This window comes from Clostridia bacterium (assembly GCA_026414765.1).
Lineage (GTDB): Bacteria > Bacillota > Clostridia > Acetivibrionales > DSM-27016 > SKW86.
The window spans coordinates 206142-222736 of the sequence record JAOAIJ010000016.1; the positions used below are offsets into that span (position 1 = coordinate 206142).

11 protein-coding genes and 1 tRNA gene are annotated in these 16595 nt (G+C 39.0%); 9 read left to right on the forward strand and 3 right to left on the reverse strand.

Annotated elements, in window-relative coordinates; all coding sequences use genetic code 11:
• Positions 1-124 precede the first annotated feature (124 nt).
• The 3 genes from N3I35_05725 to abc-f all read left to right on the forward strand — a co-directional run bounded on the left by N3I35_05725 (position 125) and on the right by abc-f (position 7779).
• The gene (locus N3I35_05725; protein MCX8129586.1) at positions 125-2407 is read left to right on the forward strand and encodes an AAA family ATPase; all 2283 of its coding nucleotides are present in this window, start codon (positions 125-127) and stop codon (positions 2405-2407) included.
• 115 nt (positions 2408-2522) lie between these two features.
• Positions 2523-5753 carry an SNF2 helicase associated domain-containing protein gene (locus tag N3I35_05730; protein MCX8129587.1) on the forward strand — a complete coding sequence of 1077 codons (3231 nt, stop codon included), beginning with the start codon at positions 2523-2525 and terminating at the stop codon, positions 5751-5753.
• A 334-nt stretch (positions 5754-6087) separates the two neighbouring features.
• Entirely contained in the window at positions 6088-7779 is a 1692-nt protein-coding gene (gene abc-f, locus N3I35_05735) for an ABC-F type ribosomal protection protein (GenBank protein MCX8129588.1), read from the forward strand.
• A gap of 25 nt (positions 7780-7804) precedes the next feature.
• On the opposite strand, the gene N3I35_05740 is transcribed toward abc-f, so the two are convergent.
• Together N3I35_05740 and N3I35_05745 are read right to left on the reverse strand one after the other, a co-directional pair.
• Entirely contained in the window at positions 7805-10675 is a 2871-nt protein-coding gene (locus tag N3I35_05740) for a phosphodiester glycosidase family protein (protein MCX8129589.1), read from the reverse strand.
• Between the two features lie 126 nt (positions 10676-10801).
• A complete protein-coding gene (locus tag N3I35_05745; protein MCX8129590.1) occupies positions 10802-11464 on the reverse strand; it encodes a tRNA 2-thiocytidine biosynthesis TtcA family protein in 663 nt (220 codons plus the stop codon).
• A 349-nt stretch (positions 11465-11813) separates the two neighbouring features.
• Between N3I35_05745 and N3I35_05750 the strand changes: the two genes are divergently transcribed.
• Positions 11814-11889 (forward strand) — tRNA-Pro (locus tag N3I35_05750).
• A 126-nt stretch (positions 11890-12015) separates the two neighbouring features.
• On the opposite strand, the gene N3I35_05755 is transcribed toward N3I35_05750, so the two are convergent.
• On the reverse strand, positions 12016-12225 hold the full coding sequence (locus tag N3I35_05755; protein ID MCX8129591.1) for an NUDIX domain-containing protein: 210 nt from the start codon (positions 12223-12225) through the stop codon (positions 12016-12018).
• Positions 12226-12589: 364 nt separating this feature from the next.
• Here N3I35_05755 and N3I35_05760 point away from each other — a divergent pair, with 364 nt between their 5' ends.
• The 5 genes from N3I35_05760 (at position 12590) to N3I35_05780 (ending at position 16567) form a co-directional block, all read left to right on the forward strand.
• On the forward strand, positions 12590-12940 hold the full coding sequence (locus N3I35_05760) for a DUF4234 domain-containing protein (GenBank protein MCX8129592.1): 351 nt from the start codon (positions 12590-12592) through the stop codon (positions 12938-12940).
• A gap of 24 nt (positions 12941-12964) precedes the next feature.
• Complete coding sequence (locus N3I35_05765; protein ID MCX8129593.1) at positions 12965-13447, forward strand: DUF2752 domain-containing protein; 483 nt, start codon at positions 12965-12967, stop codon at positions 13445-13447.
• A gap of 282 nt (positions 13448-13729) precedes the next feature.
• Positions 13730-14503, forward strand: coding sequence for a CpsD/CapB family tyrosine-protein kinase (locus N3I35_05770; GenBank protein ID MCX8129594.1), 774 nt, complete (start codon positions 13730-13732; stop codon positions 14501-14503).
• Positions 14504-14648: 145 nt separating this feature from the next.
• A complete protein-coding gene (locus tag N3I35_05775) occupies positions 14649-15386 on the forward strand; it encodes a Wzz/FepE/Etk N-terminal domain-containing protein (protein MCX8129595.1) in 738 nt (245 codons plus the stop codon).
• 80 nt (positions 15387-15466) lie between these two features.
• On the forward strand, positions 15467-16567 hold the full coding sequence (locus N3I35_05780) for a DegT/DnrJ/EryC1/StrS family aminotransferase (GenBank protein ID MCX8129596.1): 1101 nt from the start codon (positions 15467-15469) through the stop codon (positions 16565-16567).
• The last annotated feature ends 28 nt before the right edge of the window (positions 16568-16595 follow it).

Genomic DNA, 16595 nt, shown 5'->3' on the forward strand with positions numbered 1-16595 from the left:
TATTGGGCTGGCAGGCTTATGAGAGTAGAATTCATAAAAATACCGGATTTCCCTTTTCGCTCTATTTCTAATAAGATATATTTCCAAACAGTCCGGACACAATTTTTAGGGAGGTGTACGCCATATGCCTGCAAAAGATCATCCTTCATACAAGGAAGAATACAACAAAAGCAAATATGTTCTTGATTATGTGAAAGTGGCTTTAGATGCTGCAATAAAAAGAAAGGATAAGATGGATAGTGAAATAGGGAGAATCAAAAAACAATTCAGTTGGGAAAGTAGTCAGGACTACGTAGAATTAGTAATGAATTCCATGCTGCAAGGGAGCCTTGAGCTAAAATTGCGGAATCTGAAAGCAGCGATGGAAAAGCCGTATTTCGGAAGAGTTGATTTTAAGGAAGACAATAAGAAAACAGTTGAAAAGCTCTATATCGGCAAAGTATCCCTTATGAGAGATGAGGATCAGTCGCTGCTGATAGTTGACTGGCGTGCCCCTATAGCCAACCTGTATTATGAGGAAAGGCTTGGAGAAGCAACTTATTCCTGTCCTGATGGTGATATAAGAGGTGAATTGATCTTAAAAAGACAGTTTTCCTTTGATAAGGGTGAGTTAAAAGAAGTATTCGATATAGATATTACGACAAACGATGAATTCCTCCAATCCTATTTAGGAGCCAGTGCGGATAACAGGCTCAAAGATATTGTATCTACTATACAAGCTGAGCAGAACCAGATAATCAGGGCGGATATGTGGACCCCCTTAATAGTGCAGGGGGCTGCAGGGAGCGGTAAAACGACGATAGCTCTTCATAGGATAGCATACCTTATTTATACTTATGAAAAAGAATTTAAGCCGGAAAATTTTATGATAATCGCACCGAATAAGCTCTTTCTGAATTATATATCGGAGGTACTGCCCGAACTCGGTGTTGAAAAGGTAAAACAAACTACCTTTGAGGATTTTGCTTTAGAGCTAATAGGAAAGAAACTGAAGCTTAGGGATGCAAATGAAAAACTGATTACATTTGTTGAACATAATGTTGGAAAAGAGCAAATTGAACATAACGGGCTTATAAAAAAAGTATCAGAATTCAAAGCTTCAATGCTGTTCAAGGAAATAATTGATGAGTATATTAAGTCCAAAGAGGCCACGCTTTTGCCAAAAGAAGATTTTTGTGTTGCTTCTAAGGTTTTGTTCAAATACGAGGAAATAAATAATCTGTTTTTAAAGGAATATAGCAACTGGCCTGTAATGCAGAGGTTGAACGAAATTAAAAAGCACTTGAATAACAGATTGAAAACAAAAAAGGAATCTATAATAAACCAATTATATGATCAGTGTGATGAGAAAATCAGTAAGCTTAAGATTGAGATGGAAGACTCGGAAGACAGGCAGAAATTAATAATAGATGCTATTAACCGTAGGGACGAGATCATAAAGAATCTTGAAACACATTCAAAGAAAGCAATTAATGACTATATGAAGAAGACTGCAAAAGTTAATCCCTATGAATACTATAAAGATATGCTAAGTGACAGTGAAGGCCTATTAAGATTTTCTGCCGGAAAAGTAGAGGAAAGAATTATCACATTTACCGGGGAATACTCCAGCCAGGTCTTAAAATCTGGCTATGCCGAGTTAGAAGATCTGGCGCCTATAATATATATCAAACTAAAGATGTATGGAATGGATGAAAAGATACCTGTTAAGCATATAGTGATCGATGAAGCCCAGGATTTCAGTGTTTTTCAGCTTTATGTCCTGAAAAACATAATTAAAGACAGTTCATTCACAATACTTGGAGACCTTGCTCAGGGTATACATTCATACAGGGGTACAAAAAGCTGGGAGGATGTGAGGGAGCAGGTGTTTTGCGGGAAAAAGAGTAAGCTGCTGCTGCTGGAGCAAAGCTACAGAACTACTGTTGAAATAATGGAAGCTGCAAATAAGGTGATAAAATGTATGAATGACAGCAGCATAATTGCGGCAAAGCCTGTTATAAGACATGGCAACGAGCCTGAATTGATCCGCATGCAGAGTATGGATGAAATAGCAAAGGGTATAGGGGAAAAAATAGACTCATTTGAGAAAAAAGGATATAAGACTATAGCTGTTATTTGCAAGACAATGGATGAATGTAATGCGGTTTGGTCAAGGCTAAGGTCTATAGGCAGCAAACCAGTAATTATAACTGGAAAAGAAAAGGAATATAAGGGCGGTATTGTTATTGTCCCGTCATATTTGGCTAAAGGGCTTGAATTTGATGCAGTCATAATAGCAAACGCGGCAAAGGAGATATATCCGGAAACTGATCTTGATATAAAGCTGTTGTATGTAGCGATGACCAGACCGCTTCATGAGCTGTGTATATATTACTGTGGGGAGTTGACATCTCTTCTTGCTTAGAGGACACTCCTACACCTATACAAATTAGTCGTTGAAGTAATTGGTGTGCGGGTATATAATAAAATATTGGACACATTCAGCTTAACCTCTTAATTCAATGATAAAGGAGAAGGTAATGTTTCAGATTTCAAGCGAATTAATTCTGAGCAGATCTACTCAGTTTGTATATGACCGGGGAAAAGAATACCACAAGCAGCAAAGGGTAAAATCAATAAGTTTCATACAGGAAAAGCTGATTTTTGATGCGAATGTACTAGGTACTAAACAGTATAATGTTCAAATACAGTTTGACAGGAATGGAGAACTTCAGCATTCAAGCTGTGCATGTCAGGCATATGAAAATTATTGGGGCATATGTAAACATGTAATAGCAGTATTACTGGTAATAAAAAACAAACAGGAATCCGGTTTTTTTGAAGGATTAAAGTCAAAAAGGGTATCAAAACAAATCTTTAATTATTTTCAGGGCAGGCAGAGCCTTGAAAAAGTTCCTGTTGATCTGGAAATAACTTACGGATTTCATAAGGGGAGCGGAAATACAGGCGCGTATTCAAGCTTGAGCCTTAGGATAGGGGAAGGAAAGCTTTATGTCGTAAAGGAAATAAAAAAACTCTTTGCCTGTATTGAAAAAAATGAGGAGCTGGAGTTTGGAAAAGGCTTTACCTTTGACCCCTCAAAACACGAATTCAAGGATTGTTACAAACCACTGATAAACATGCTTAAAGAACTCTATGAAGTGGAGAAAATAAGTGACAAGTTTTCAAGTGGATATGGCAAATCTAGTATATTTAAGGAAAATCATGTGCTGCTGGCACCTTCGATAGTTAAGAGATTTTTTGAAATGTATAAGGAAATGCCATTTAGAGCAGTAATAATTGATAGGTTGTACGAAAAAATGGAGGTTTTAGTTACCGATTTCCCGGTAGCCTTTCTAATTAAGAAAGAGGGATCAAACCTTATTTTAGAAATAGAATGCGAAGATCCTTTGATACCGCTTACAGATGAAGGGGAATACTTTCTTTGCGGAGATAGGATTTATAAGACTTCAGCAAAACAGCAGCAAAACTTTAAACCTTTCTATATTGCACTTTTGCAGCAGCAGGATAAAATAATCCGCTTTTATGAAGAAGATAAGGAGAGGTTTGTTTCGGAGGTACTTCCTTTTGCAGAAAAAGCGGGAGAGGTAATAATAGAAGAAAATGTCCAATCCCTTATAGAGAAGATAGACCTGGAGACCGAAATCTATCTGGATCGATTAGGAGAGACTATAACCGCTGATGTTAAGTTCATATATGGAGACAAAGTGATTAATCCCTTTTCTCCTATAGTAAAGACTTCTTTTCTGGAAGAAAAGATTTTTGTACGTGAAGTTGAAAAAGAGAGAACTATAATGGACATCCTTGGAGAGTCGGAGTTTAAGGTATTAAACAATCAGGTATATCTTGATGAAGAAGACAAGGTGTTTGATTTTGTTTTTAGTACAGTTCCCAAACTTCAGGAATACTCACAAGTATATTATTCCAGCAACTTTAAAAAGACAATCATTAAGGAAGCAGCAGCCTTTTCGGGGGGCATCAGACTGAATGAAAAAACTGATATGCTGGAGATAACCTTTAAATTTGAGGGTATTGAACGGGATGAGCTGGTAAATATTTTATACTCACTGAAAGACAATAAAAAGTACTATCGGCTAAAAGATGGAACATTCCTGCACCTCGGAGAAAAAGAGATACAGGAGTTTGCAGATATAGTGGAATACCTGGGGCTGGATAATGAGGATGTTGTTAAAGAATATATGGAAATACCCAAATCCAGGGCTTTTTATCTGGATCAATACCTTAAAAACTCAAGTTTGAAGTATATAGAAAGAAATCATGCTTTTAAGGAATTTGTTCAAAACGTATATGACCCTGAAGATACTGATCTGATTCTGCCTGAGGGGCTTAATGCGGGATTGAGGGAATATCAGAAGTTTGGCTTCAAATGGCTGAAAACCATGTCGATATACGGTCTGGGTGCTATACTTGCTGACGATATGGGCCTGGGAAAAACGCTTCAGGTCCTGACACTCCTTTTGTCCGATAAAAACCAGAAAGGTTCTTGCCCCTCAATTATTGTTGTTCCATCAACACTTGTATATAACTGGCAGGCGGAAGTGGATAAATTTGCACCAGGCCTGGATACGGTTATAATTGCCGGAAACAAGGAAAATAGGGCAGCGCTTATTGACAGTATAAAAGAACATGATATTGTTGTTACGTCTTATCCATTGATCAGAAGGGATATTGAACTATATAAAAATAAGGAATTCAGATATTGTATACTTGATGAGGCGCAGTATATAAAAAACCCTAATTCACATAATGCAAAGACAGTCAAAGAAATAAAGGCAAAAAACCGTATTGCATTAACCGGTACTCCTATGGAAAACTCCCTGGATGAATTATGGTCATTGTTTGATTTTATTCTTCCCGGCTACCTTTTTTCGTATCATCAGTTTTCTGAAAGGTATATAAAGCCAATAATAAAGGATGAAAACAGAAAGATACTGAGTGAGCTGGGGAGGCATATCAAGCCGTTTATACTCAGGAGGGTCAAGACTGAGGTTTTGAAGGAGCTGCCTGAAAAAATAGAGCACAAGCTGGCGGCAGAGCTGACTGCCGAACAGAAAAAAATATACTATGCCTATCTGTATCAGGTAAGGAAGGAAATTGAGAAAAATATTAAAGAAGAGGGATTTGAAAAGAGCCATATAAAAATACTTGCTGCTTTGACAAGACTCCGGCAATTATGCTGTCACCCTTCACTTTTTCTGGATAATTTTGAAGGGGAAAGCGGAAAGATGCTTCTTCTACAAGAACTTATAAACGATTCTGTTTCAGGAGGCCATAGGATTTTGTTATTCTCACAGTTTACTACGATGCTTCGTTTGATCGGAAAATGGCTGGAGAGCAAAGGCATCGAGCACTTATACCTTGATGGTACCACAAAAACCGAGGATAGGATTAAGCTTGTCAGGGCGTTTAATAACGGTCAGGGCAAAATTTTTCTCATATCCCTTAAAGCAGGTGGGACTGGGCTAAACCTTACAGGAGCAGATACCGTAATTCATTATGATCCGTGGTGGAATCCTGCTGTCGAAGATCAGGCTACGGACAGGGCTTACAGAATCGGACAAAAAAAATCGGTTCATGTAATGAAGCTGATTACCAGAGGTACTATCGAAGAGAAGATATACAACTTGCAGGAAAATAAGAAGAAGCTGATAGATGCAGTAATTCAGCCGGGAGAGACAATGCTCTCAAAGATGAGTGAGGAGGAAATCAGGGGACTTTTCATTGACTGAAAATAAGCATATAGGGTATAATAAAACTATTAATCATGAAAGGGTAAGGTATCGCTGAAATGAGGAACTAATCTATTTTGGAACAACTAAAATTATGGCATTGGCAACCTTTAAAAGAAGTTTATAAGGTTGTTGCGGAATTAATTTTGTTCTGGAGTGGATTGGGATACCCGATTTCATATATTCTTGCTCATTTTTATGCTGAAAACACGGCAGTCAGCCGGCATAATAAGCGATAGTATTATGCTGTTGCCTTCTATAGGTGCTGACATGAATTTGAGATTATGAAATAAAAGGTGTTTATAAATCCTCTCTGGAAAAGGGAGGTTTTTTTATGCTTATATTGGAAGCAGAAAATATTAAGAAATATTATGGGGAAAGGCTGATTACCGGACTGGAAAGATTTAAGCTATATGAGAGCGACAGGGTTGGTATAGTAGGACTAAATGGGTCGGGTAAAACTACCCTTATGAACATTCTTACAAAGCAAACCGAGCCTGATGAAGGAAGTGTTGTGATCCATACAAACTATACAATAATCCGTCAGCTGGAAGAAGATGAAGAACTTAAACAAATGGCAATGTCTGATAATAATGACCTTATTTTTAGAGAATTCGATATTGATGGCATAAATATAGCCTATGCAAGCGGGGGGGAGAAAACACGCCTTAAAATTGCCAGCGGATTGTCTGCCGTAAGCAGTGTAATTTTTGCAGATGAACCCACCTGCAACCTTGATATAAAGGGAGTACAGCTGCTTGAAGAAAAGCTGAAGGCCTTCCAGGGGGCTATTGTAATAATATCCCATGACAGGACGCTTATGGATAATATATGCAATAAGATCCTGGAGGTTGAGAACGGAAGAGTAAAACTATATGAGGGGAATTACACGGCTTATCGTACCCGTAAGGAAGCTGAGCGGGAAAGGCAGCTTTTTGAGTATGAGCAGTATACCAGGGAAAAGCGTAAGCTTGAAGATGCTATGGATGGATTGAGGAACAAGGTAAAAACAATGAGGAAGGCGCCTGCACGAATGGGAAATTCCGAAGCCAGGCTTCATAAGCGCAGAGTAAACGGCAAAAAGGCAAGACTCGATAAGTCAGTAAAGGCAATGGAGACCAGGATAAATCAGCTGGAAATAAAAGAAAGACCAAGAGATTTGCCGAAGGCAAGGATAGATATCCAGGAAGGCAGCATGCCTGTGAGTAAAACAGTTATCAGCGCTAAAGATTTGTGGAAAAGTTTTGGAAGCAGGAAGTTATTTGATGGAGTAAATTTCGATATTCCTAATGGGAGCAAAGTGGCTTTGGTAGGCGATAACGGGTCAGGTAAAACTACGCTCCTTAATATGATACTTGAAGGTACAGAAGGGATCAGGATAGCTAACGGTGTTAAAATCGGCTATTTCAGCCAGAATCATGATATTCTTGATGCCGATAGGACCATACTGGAGAATGTTTTAAAGGTAAGCATATTTCCTGAGTATTTTGTGAGGACTGTTCTTGCAAGGCTTCTGTTCAAAAAGGATGATGTGTACAAAAAGATAGAACAGCTAAGTGGAGGGGAAAGAGTGAAAGTTGCCTTTGCCAGGATATTTGTGCAGGACATCAACCTGCTGATAATGGACGAGCCTACGAATTATCTTGATATATACTCAATGGAAGCACTGGAAGGAGTTTTGAGGGAATTTGAGGGAACTATTCTTTTTGTATCTCATGACAGGAGATTTGTTGAGAAGGTAGCGGGGTATATCCTTGCTCTGCAAGACGGAAAAGTTGTAAAAATTGGACAGGGGATGGCACAATACTTTCAAGGAGACACAAAAAAAAATAAGAATATGAAGAATGTTAATTCTCAGAAACATGAGATGGAGAGAATAATGCTTCTGGAAAACAGATTGTCGTCTTTGAACGGCAGACTATGCATGCCTTCCAAAACAGACAATGTTGAGGCGTTGAATGCGGAATATATAAAGACAGCTAATGAGCTGAAGACAATAAAAGAGGGGATGAAGGCAGCCCGCTAGCGGCTGCCTCTATCCCCTAAATATTTCAAACGATAGGCTTAAATTCATAAGTTACCGTATTCCCTTTAACAGTAACAACCATGTATTTTACCACGCTTGTGTTTTTTTGTGTCAAACCTTTGACATTGTAGCCGGCAGTAGTGATATACTTGATACCGTTCTCCATGCTGCTTATGTTTTCATCACCTTCAGAAAACACCCATATGGTTTTTCCTGCCTTTTTCTTATAATCAGTAAGTACTTTCTGGAAAAGTTCAGCTTCCAGTTTGTCATCAAAGGATTGTGGGGAGTCTGCCATAAATATGAATATGTTATTTCCCTTGACAGAATCCAACTCTTTTAGCAGCCATCGCCATTGTTCGGGATCAGTTTTATGCAGACCGCCGTTGCTGGTATCCAATTGAATAAGTTTGCTGTTTGATATATCGAGGGATTTATATCCTTTATCAGTTGCCACAAGGGGCTTTTTCACCGCCTTTGCGCCTTCATGCCCGCTGTCTCCCACAAACGCAGCTGCATCATAAGCAGTATTGATCTTTTTTGTCAAATTCGTTACCAGCAGCTTTTCAAGGGCATTCTTAGGTTCCCTTGATTGCCCGAAGACTGCAAACCTGAATGAAGTGCTGCTCCTTTTAAATGACGTACTCTTGTTTGCTTCATCTACAGGTACTGTATCCTTAGGCACTTTCAGCTTATCGGCAGAGGGGTAGGATGATGAGGTTACGCTCAAATCATCTATAAATATACTTCCGCTATCGGCCACAGGGTTTGGCTGTACAAGATACACTCTTGTTACTTTTGCAGGAGAGTCAATATTCTCCAGGGATGCTTCAACATACTTCCAGCCCGTCCAGTCAATGTTTTTTGTAAAATAGACCTGGTGCTGCTTACCTTTTGAATCATTTACCCATGCAGCGAGCCAGCTGGGATTGTCGTGGTCATTATATACCCACATACCAAGCTTTTTAGAGTTTGCCGCTAGTGGTATACCATCATTTTCTAGAACAACGTACGCCGCTCTGTTACCTTCAATGTTTGAAAAATCATACGTAAGCTTTCCGGAGGTATTGCCTGAATGCTTCTGTTCTTTGGAAGTTTCATAACTACCGGCAACTGTAGCAGGGTATGATACAAATGTGTTGTTGTTATCTTCAAATTTATCAATTACAGTGGTCTTTTCAACTTCTACCGACACTACACAGTATGCGTGTGTATTGCCTACAGCGGCGTCCAGATAACCTACCCCTTCTTTAGTGGCAGTAAATTCATCTTTGCCGAATCTGCCAATACCACCCTTGACAGTCCACTTTATGTCTGTTGGGTAAATGTTGGCATAATACCCGTTCTTATTTTTACCCCTGACAGTGAAACTCCTGGATTTTCCTAGAGGTAGCTTAAGTGTACTCTGACTGAGTTTAAGCTGAACAGGAGAGCTCAAAGAACTGATTTCGATTTCCTTTGATATTTTCCCTACTGTGGCTTTTATTTTTCCTCTCCCTAATGATTTGGGATAAAAAACATTGTCTTTGAAATAGCCCTTTAAACCGGACACACTCCATTTCACGTCCTTAGGCTTAATGGGTATTGGGTTATAGTACTTATCATATCCCCTTACTGTAAAAGCTCTGGAGGTATTGATAAAAACATTATCATCATCTGTATCGATAAACAAACCGCTTAGTTCATTTGTAGGTTTTCCGGTAGAAAAAATTCCCACTGCGGCACTTACTTTTCTCATCGAACCGTCGGAAGGATCATTTATGAGAGTGATGTCATTTGTGCCGGGAGTCCTGGACACCATTGCAGATGAGCCCCCACCATCAAGGTTAATGGCATTGTATGCTCCAAGCTCAGCCATTATCTGTGCCAGCTCGGTCAGTGTCACACCCACACTGCGGGTTGGCTTCCCGTCAACGGTTACCATAAATATCCGTTTTCCATCCTTGCTGCTGCCTATAGCAGTTCTAGGTTTATTGGAGGAGTATGTTCCCTCCGGTATATGTGAAAAAGCATCAGGTATTTTTCCGTCCTTCAGTATAATAGCTCCACCGTTTATTATTGCTTTCTGGCTGCTAAAGTCCGGTGTGCCGGTAACGTTGTATTGTACAGGATCTCCTACTGCAAAGTTGTCCAGGATCAATTGATCTCCGCCTTTTCTGGTAATGACAACATACCCGTTTTCAGGTATTTCTACAGCAGGCTGTCCCTGGCGTATTTCCGTCACTATACCGTCTACTACCACCATCTCCAGAATATCGGAGCACCCTACTCTTGGGGTATCAGTACCGATGGATTTCTTGCTCCACTTACGGTCGTGGATTGTAAGATCCCTATGCCCTGAATATGGCGTATTATAGCGTCCTACTTCCAAAGTGTTTCCATTAGGAGCGGTAAGGGAGATATTTAGCTTAATATAGCTGCAAAGGACCTCATTCAGATTGCTTATTGATAAGGATGCGAACTTATCCGGATTTTTGTTTTTATTAAACTCGCTGTCTGCAGAGAGTACTTTATTATCTTTTAAAACAGGTCCGATAGGAGTAACCACTCCAGGTGTATCAGTCCATATGAAATAACTGCTGTTTACAGCTGCTACTGCCCCACTGCCTTGTGCGAAAGACTTCGTAGTCGATGTTGATCTTATAGAGTCTGTATTAACTATAGTATCAATTTTTACATCAGGATTTGAAATATCTACTCTTAAAACATTTATATCCAGCCATCCTTCATCCGTAAGACGTGTTATTTTCTCCAGAGTTGCTCCGGATGTAACAGGTGTCGTACCTTCACTATACTGGTATATGGCACCGGATTCTGCGTAGACTGTACAAAAGGTGGATACCAGGACTAATACTGATATTAAGATAATAGATATGCTTTTTCTTATGTATTTCATTATGACCTCCCAGAATTTCAGTTAACAAATGGTGATAAAAAATACAGGACAAAAAGCCTTTATCTGATAGGATCCAGATCAGGTTCTTGATCACCAGAAGTTTTGAGTATGTATTGCGGACTGCCTTTATTCGTGCCAGTCATCTATCTGAGACCGTTTAATAGCACCAAAGATGTTGTTTTTGACATTTTTATTTTCCTTACGCAGCTCATAAATGAGTTCCTTTATATATTGCCGTTTGGTTTTGCCGTCCACATGACAGGGACTGGGGACGGTTTTTACACCATATTCCTTTACAAAACTTCTCACTTCCTTTTCCTCTGTATAAATAAGCGGTCTTATTAAATACAGCTCCTTCCTTTCCAGATATGTAACCGGTGAAAAGGTATGAAAGCGCCCCTCGTAAAGCGTACTGAGTAAAAGAGTTTCTATTACATCATCCTTATGATGAGCAAGTGCTACTTTATTACAACCCAGTTTCTTTGCCGTATTGTGAAGTGCACCGCGCCTTAAGTTGGCACATAGCGAGCAGGGATTCTCTTCCTGACGGATATCAAAGACTATTTTGCCTATGTGGGTTTCTTCTATTGTATAATTCACTCCGATTTTGCTGCACAGCTCTTTTACAGGCGTGAGGTCAAACTCACCTATGCCCATGGTTAAAGTAACAGCTTCCAGTTCAAACCTCTTAGGGAAAAAATTCTGAAGCTGTCTAAGTGCCATAAGCAGTGTGAGGCTGTCCTTTCCGCCTGAAACACCTACTGCTACCCTGTCCCCTTCTTTTATCATGTCATAATCCTGAATGGCTCTTCTTATTTGCCCAAGTAATCTTTTGATATGTCAACACCCCACAAGTATGCTACAAGGCACGAGTTTACATAATATGAAAACTTCCCTTATTTTATTATAAAACATATGGTTAGACGTATCAAGTTAACGTTTTGTTACAATTTTTCCTGTGAAATTCCAGGTTTTTATTTATAGTAAAGAAAAAAATCCGGAAAATGATTAGATACATAAGACGGGATGAAGTTGAGTATGAATGAGTAATATAGACATAAACCCGTTTTAAGGGCTACTTAAGCGATTGAATATATGACGTATATGTAGTAAAATTCTTTTTGCGTTAAGAAAATATCGGGGTGTAGCGCAGTTGGTAGCGCACGTGGTTTGGGACCATGGGGCCGGGGGTTCAAGTCCTCTCACCCCGACCATTAACGCAGCAAGGGTTTGCAAATATGCAAATCCTTGTTTTTTATGTTTTTTAGTGAAAATGTACCAACGGTGAGAAAATATTATTTTATTTGGTAGTTCATGTTTTATAAATATCACGAACTAACTTAACATCTTTGAGGGTTATATATGGTTAACCCAGTTTCTTCATATATTTCCCTTTTAATACCTCGGACGAATGACTCTTCTTTTTCAATATGTCCACCTGGAAAGGTGATACCACACCAATCCTCTTTAACTCTGTTTTGTAGTAATATTTTATTATCATCATAAACCATACAAAGAGCTGTAACAATTGCCTTTTCGCTTCTTGTCATATCCCTCACGCCCCATAAATTATAATTAATCTTAAATCCATACTTTTAAACTATTATGCAATACATATTATATCAGATATTGATAATATGGTATTTAGTGTAATACAACTGATGTTATCAAAAAAACTTATTCAGCATATTATTAATTTAGCTCTATCAATATCATCTGGGTTAATTATGGAATGGCACAAATTATTATGAGAAGGTCAGAACTACTCCGAAAAAAAATGTTTCAAAGCTTGTCACCGGTATATACCTTCCTCATGCAGTATATTATAATATTGTATTTACATACTTATTTTGATAGAATTACACTGTAATATAAAAGTATAAAAAATCCAACACTATCTAGGGGGAATGTAATATGTATAAAGGTAAGACGAGGTCTGCCGGTGAAGTAATAGTTTTTAGTATTATTACTTGTGGGATTTATTTTCTGTATTGGATTTACAGTTTTGCAACCGAAATGAAGACTTATATGAATGATAATGCATCAAACCCTGGTGTTGAGTTGGCTTTGTGTATCTTCTGCTATCCTTACCAGTACTACTGGTTTTATAGGTATGGAAAAACTATCACTGAAGCACAAAAAAGAGCAGGCTTGCAGCCTGAAGACAACTCTGTGCTTTATCTGATACTTGCAATATTTGGACTGGGAATTGTGAATGCTGCCATTATGCAGTCAAGTGTAAACAAGATATGGGAGCAGCAGTAATAAGCATATTAGATAATTATGAGAATGAAACTAAAGAAGATTAGAGATAACTATATAGAAGGCATAAAAAACACAGCTGAAAAGGTATGGAATAGCCTAAGAAAATATGCTTTACCAATTTCCTTTGCGGCTGTGTTTTATTCGATTATGTACCTTTTTGGGAATCGCACTATTTGTGTTTCTAAAGCAACCTTTGGAGTTCCATGTCCGGGATGTGGTATGACCCGCTCATTTAAATCACTAATAAAAGGGGATATTCACAGTGCCTTTTATTATCATCCTCTGTTTATTCTTGTAATACTTGCAGCTTTTGTTATTTTGTTCAGAAATACAGGCTCCATATCGAAAATCTACAAAAGTGCTGTAACTTGGATATCTTTGCTTATAGTATTCATCAGTGTATGGGTTGTCAGAATGATTCAGATGTTTCCTGATAAACCTCCGATTGATTATAACATATACGGATTATTCCCGGTTATTTACCGATTCATTAGAAATATCATATGATTTAGAGAGGTCTTCATTTTGGAAGACCTCTTTTTTATGCTGGTAACGTGGTTTGCATACCAGCTTTTTCTCAGTGCTTCCAGAAGGAAAATGGAGAACAAAAGTGGTCAGAAACACCTTTGTTCTCCATTTTTGCCTTTAGCAGCATATTGATAATTATTTGTGGTGTCTATTTTAGTTACATAATGTTAAAAAATGGTAACCTTAATCAGTGATGATTCATACAATACACCATGGCTTTTTTCCAATAGCCACTTTCACTAAATACAGGGAGGGAAGCGCGTGAAGGATTATGACAGATCCCTTGTAGTAAGCTGCCAGAAATCTTCTATGGCATCTGAGGCATATAGGGCACTAAGGACAAATTTACTGTTTTATAGAACAAAAATCAAGGAGCAGCCCCTGACAATAGTGGTAACAAGTGCAAATCCGGGGGAAGGGAAGAGCGTAACAGCTGCGAATACTGCGTATGTCCTGGCTCAATCAAAACACAGAACCCTTCTGGTTGATGGCGATTTGAGGAAGCCCAAGATACATGAGATATTCGGGATGGATTGTAGAAAAGGTCTGGAGAGTATACTTGACGGCTCCATGAGTTTTGAGGAATGTGTTCGTCATACTGCCTTGCCCGAGCTGGATATTTTGGGTAGTGAGCCCGGTCATAAAGATTCAACAGAGCTTTTGTACTCAAAAAGACTGTATGACTTTATAAGTAATGCGCGAGCAAAGTATGACATAATCATTTTTGATTCACCCCCTATGGGAATTCTGACCGATTCTACACTTATTGCCACACATTCCGATGGAGTACTCTGGGTGGTTAGTGAGGGGGAAGTGACCGGAAAAGAATTAAGAAGAATAAGAAAACATCTGGACAATATGGGGATTTCATTGATAGGGGTTGTATACAATAAAGCAAGAATCTCTATGAGCAGCTACGGGAGCTATGTATATAGAGACAGAGGCTCACAGAATTCCTGTACAGAAAGAAAAACAGAAAAATATCCGAATAAAAGGCTAAGTCTTGTGCTTTCAAAACTATTCCGAAAGAAATAAAAACCTTATCGTCATAATTAGTATTTAACTGCTTACGGTGTCAATAAAATTTTTTCCTGGAACCTAGTGCTGCTGGTATTGAGAGCAAGCTGGCGCAACAGATTGACTGAAATATTGGAGCAGGTACAGAGGGTGGTGAGTTTATTTGAATAATTTTTATCATAAAAAGGTTGAAAATGAAAACAGCGGGAATGCAGGCTATGATTTGCGGTACCTGGTTTATGTATTACTAAAAAGATGGTGGATAATCCTTACTTTTGTGTCTGCCATTACTGTATCAGCAGTGATATACACCAATTATCTCGTAAAGCCGGTTTATGCCTCTTCCTCAATGTTGTTTGTCTATATGAATAATTCCGAAGCAAGCACACTATACAGTCAGGTTAATGCAGGAGCCCAACTTGTAAAGGATGTTGAGATTCTCCTGAAAAGCGGTCCGGTTATAGAACAGACTATTAGTTTACTGGGAAAGCAAAAAGACCTGACTGCACAAAAGCTGACCAAAAACATAAGTACCTCGATACAAAAAGACACACGTATTCTAAAGATAAATGTTAAGGATAATGACCCGGTCAGAGCTTCACTTTTGGCAAATACCTTAACTGATGTACTGGTAGAAAGATTTGAAGGCATAATGGATAGCAAAAACTCCAATAATGGCGAACTGCTGAGTATCGTTGAGAACGCAAAACCTGACTTGAACCCTGTAAGTCCGAATAAGCCACTGATTGTTATTGCGTCGGTATTACTGGGTATGGTATCAGGTATGGTTACGGTTATGCTGCTGGAGTTCTTGGATAATGCAGTAAAAACCTCAGATGAAGTGGAATTCTATACCGGTTGTACCGTTCTGGCTGTAATACCGGTGTTCCTGAAAGATTAGCGAAAATTACAGAAATGAAATCAACTTTTAGGAGGGGTATCAAATTGTCTGGTAAAAGGATATATTTATCCCCACCTCATATGGGTGGAGATGAAATGAACTATGTCAATGAAGCCTTCGCTCAAAACTGGATTGCCCCAATCGGGCCGAATGTAGACGGATTTGAAAAAGAACTGTCAGAATATGTTGGTTCCAGAGAGGCTGTAGCACTATCATCAGCGACTGCTGCAATACATCTTGCTCTTAAGTATCTCGGAGTCGGGCAAGGAGATTATGTATTCTGCTCTACACTTACATTTGCAGGCACATGCAACCCTATATTGTACGAGAAGGCTATACCTGTATTCATAGATTCGGAGCCGGAAACATGGAATATGTCGCCGTATGCCTTGGAAGAAGCCTTTAAAGCATATAGTATCAGGAAAGCAATGCCAAAAGCAGTAATCATTGTTGACTTATATGGACAAAGCGCTGATTATGATAAACTGCTCGGAATATGCAGAAATTACGGAGTACCTGTAATTGAAGATGCCGCTGAAGCACTTGGAGCTGAATATAAGGGAAAGCATTGCGGAACATTTGGAAGCATAGGCGTATTTTCATTCAACGGTAATAAAATCATAACCACATCCGGCGGTGGAGTTGCGGTTTCGGATGACCCTGAGGCTATAAAGAAGATCAGGTTCTGGTCCACACAATCAAGGGAGCCAAAAATATACTATGAGCACAAGGAAATCGGGTACAACTACCGTATGAGCAATGTAATCGCTGGTATAGGAAGAGGACAGCTGAAAGTACTGGGGCAGCATATTGAGAGGAAAAAAGAGATATTCACCACATATAAAAATGCATTCAAAGAGTTGAAAACCATTCGGATGATGCCCATTGCAGAGTATGGCGAGCCGAATTACTGGTTAAGTGTAGTTTTACTGGATAAATCCAATGAAACTACTGTTGATTTGATTATCAAAAAACTTGAGGAGAATAATATAGAATCACGCCCTTTGTGGAAACCGATGCATTTGCAGCCTGTATTCGAGAAGTCCGATTATTTTCAGCATGATAGTGATATAGCTGCCGATCTTTTCAGAAGAGGAGTTTGCCTTCCTTCAGGAAGCACTATGACCGGGGAGGAACAGCAAACGGTTATCGAAACTGTTAAGTCAGTACTGGCGCCTTGAACTGGCGGGACGGCACGCGGTTGATGCT

Coding starts and splice junctions, on each gene's coding strand:
- N3I35_05725 (MCX8129586.1), top strand. CDS start 125: ATGCCTGCAAAAGATCATCCTTCATACAAGGAAGAATACAACAAAAGC.
- N3I35_05730 (MCX8129587.1), top strand. CDS start 2,523: ATGTTTCAGATTTCAAGCGAATTAATTCTGAGCAGATCTACTCAGTTT.
- abc-f (MCX8129588.1), top strand. CDS start 6,088: ATGCTTATATTGGAAGCAGAAAATATTAAGAAATATTATGGGGAAAGG.
- N3I35_05740 (MCX8129589.1), bottom strand. CDS start 10,675: ATGAAATACATAAGAAAAAGCATATCTATTATCTTAATATCAGTATTA.
- N3I35_05745 (MCX8129590.1), bottom strand. CDS start 11,464: ATGATAAAAGAAGGGGACAGGGTAGCAGTAGGTGTTTCAGGCGGAAAG.
- N3I35_05755 (MCX8129591.1), bottom strand. CDS start 12,225: ATGACAAGAAGCGAAAAGGCAATTGTTACAGCTCTTTGTATGGTTTAT.
- N3I35_05760 (MCX8129592.1), top strand. CDS start 12,590: ATGTATAAAGGTAAGACGAGGTCTGCCGGTGAAGTAATAGTTTTTAGT.
- N3I35_05765 (MCX8129593.1), top strand. CDS start 12,965: ATGAAACTAAAGAAGATTAGAGATAACTATATAGAAGGCATAAAAAAC.
- N3I35_05780 (MCX8129596.1), top strand. CDS start 15,467: ATGGGTGGAGATGAAATGAACTATGTCAATGAAGCCTTCGCTCAAAAC.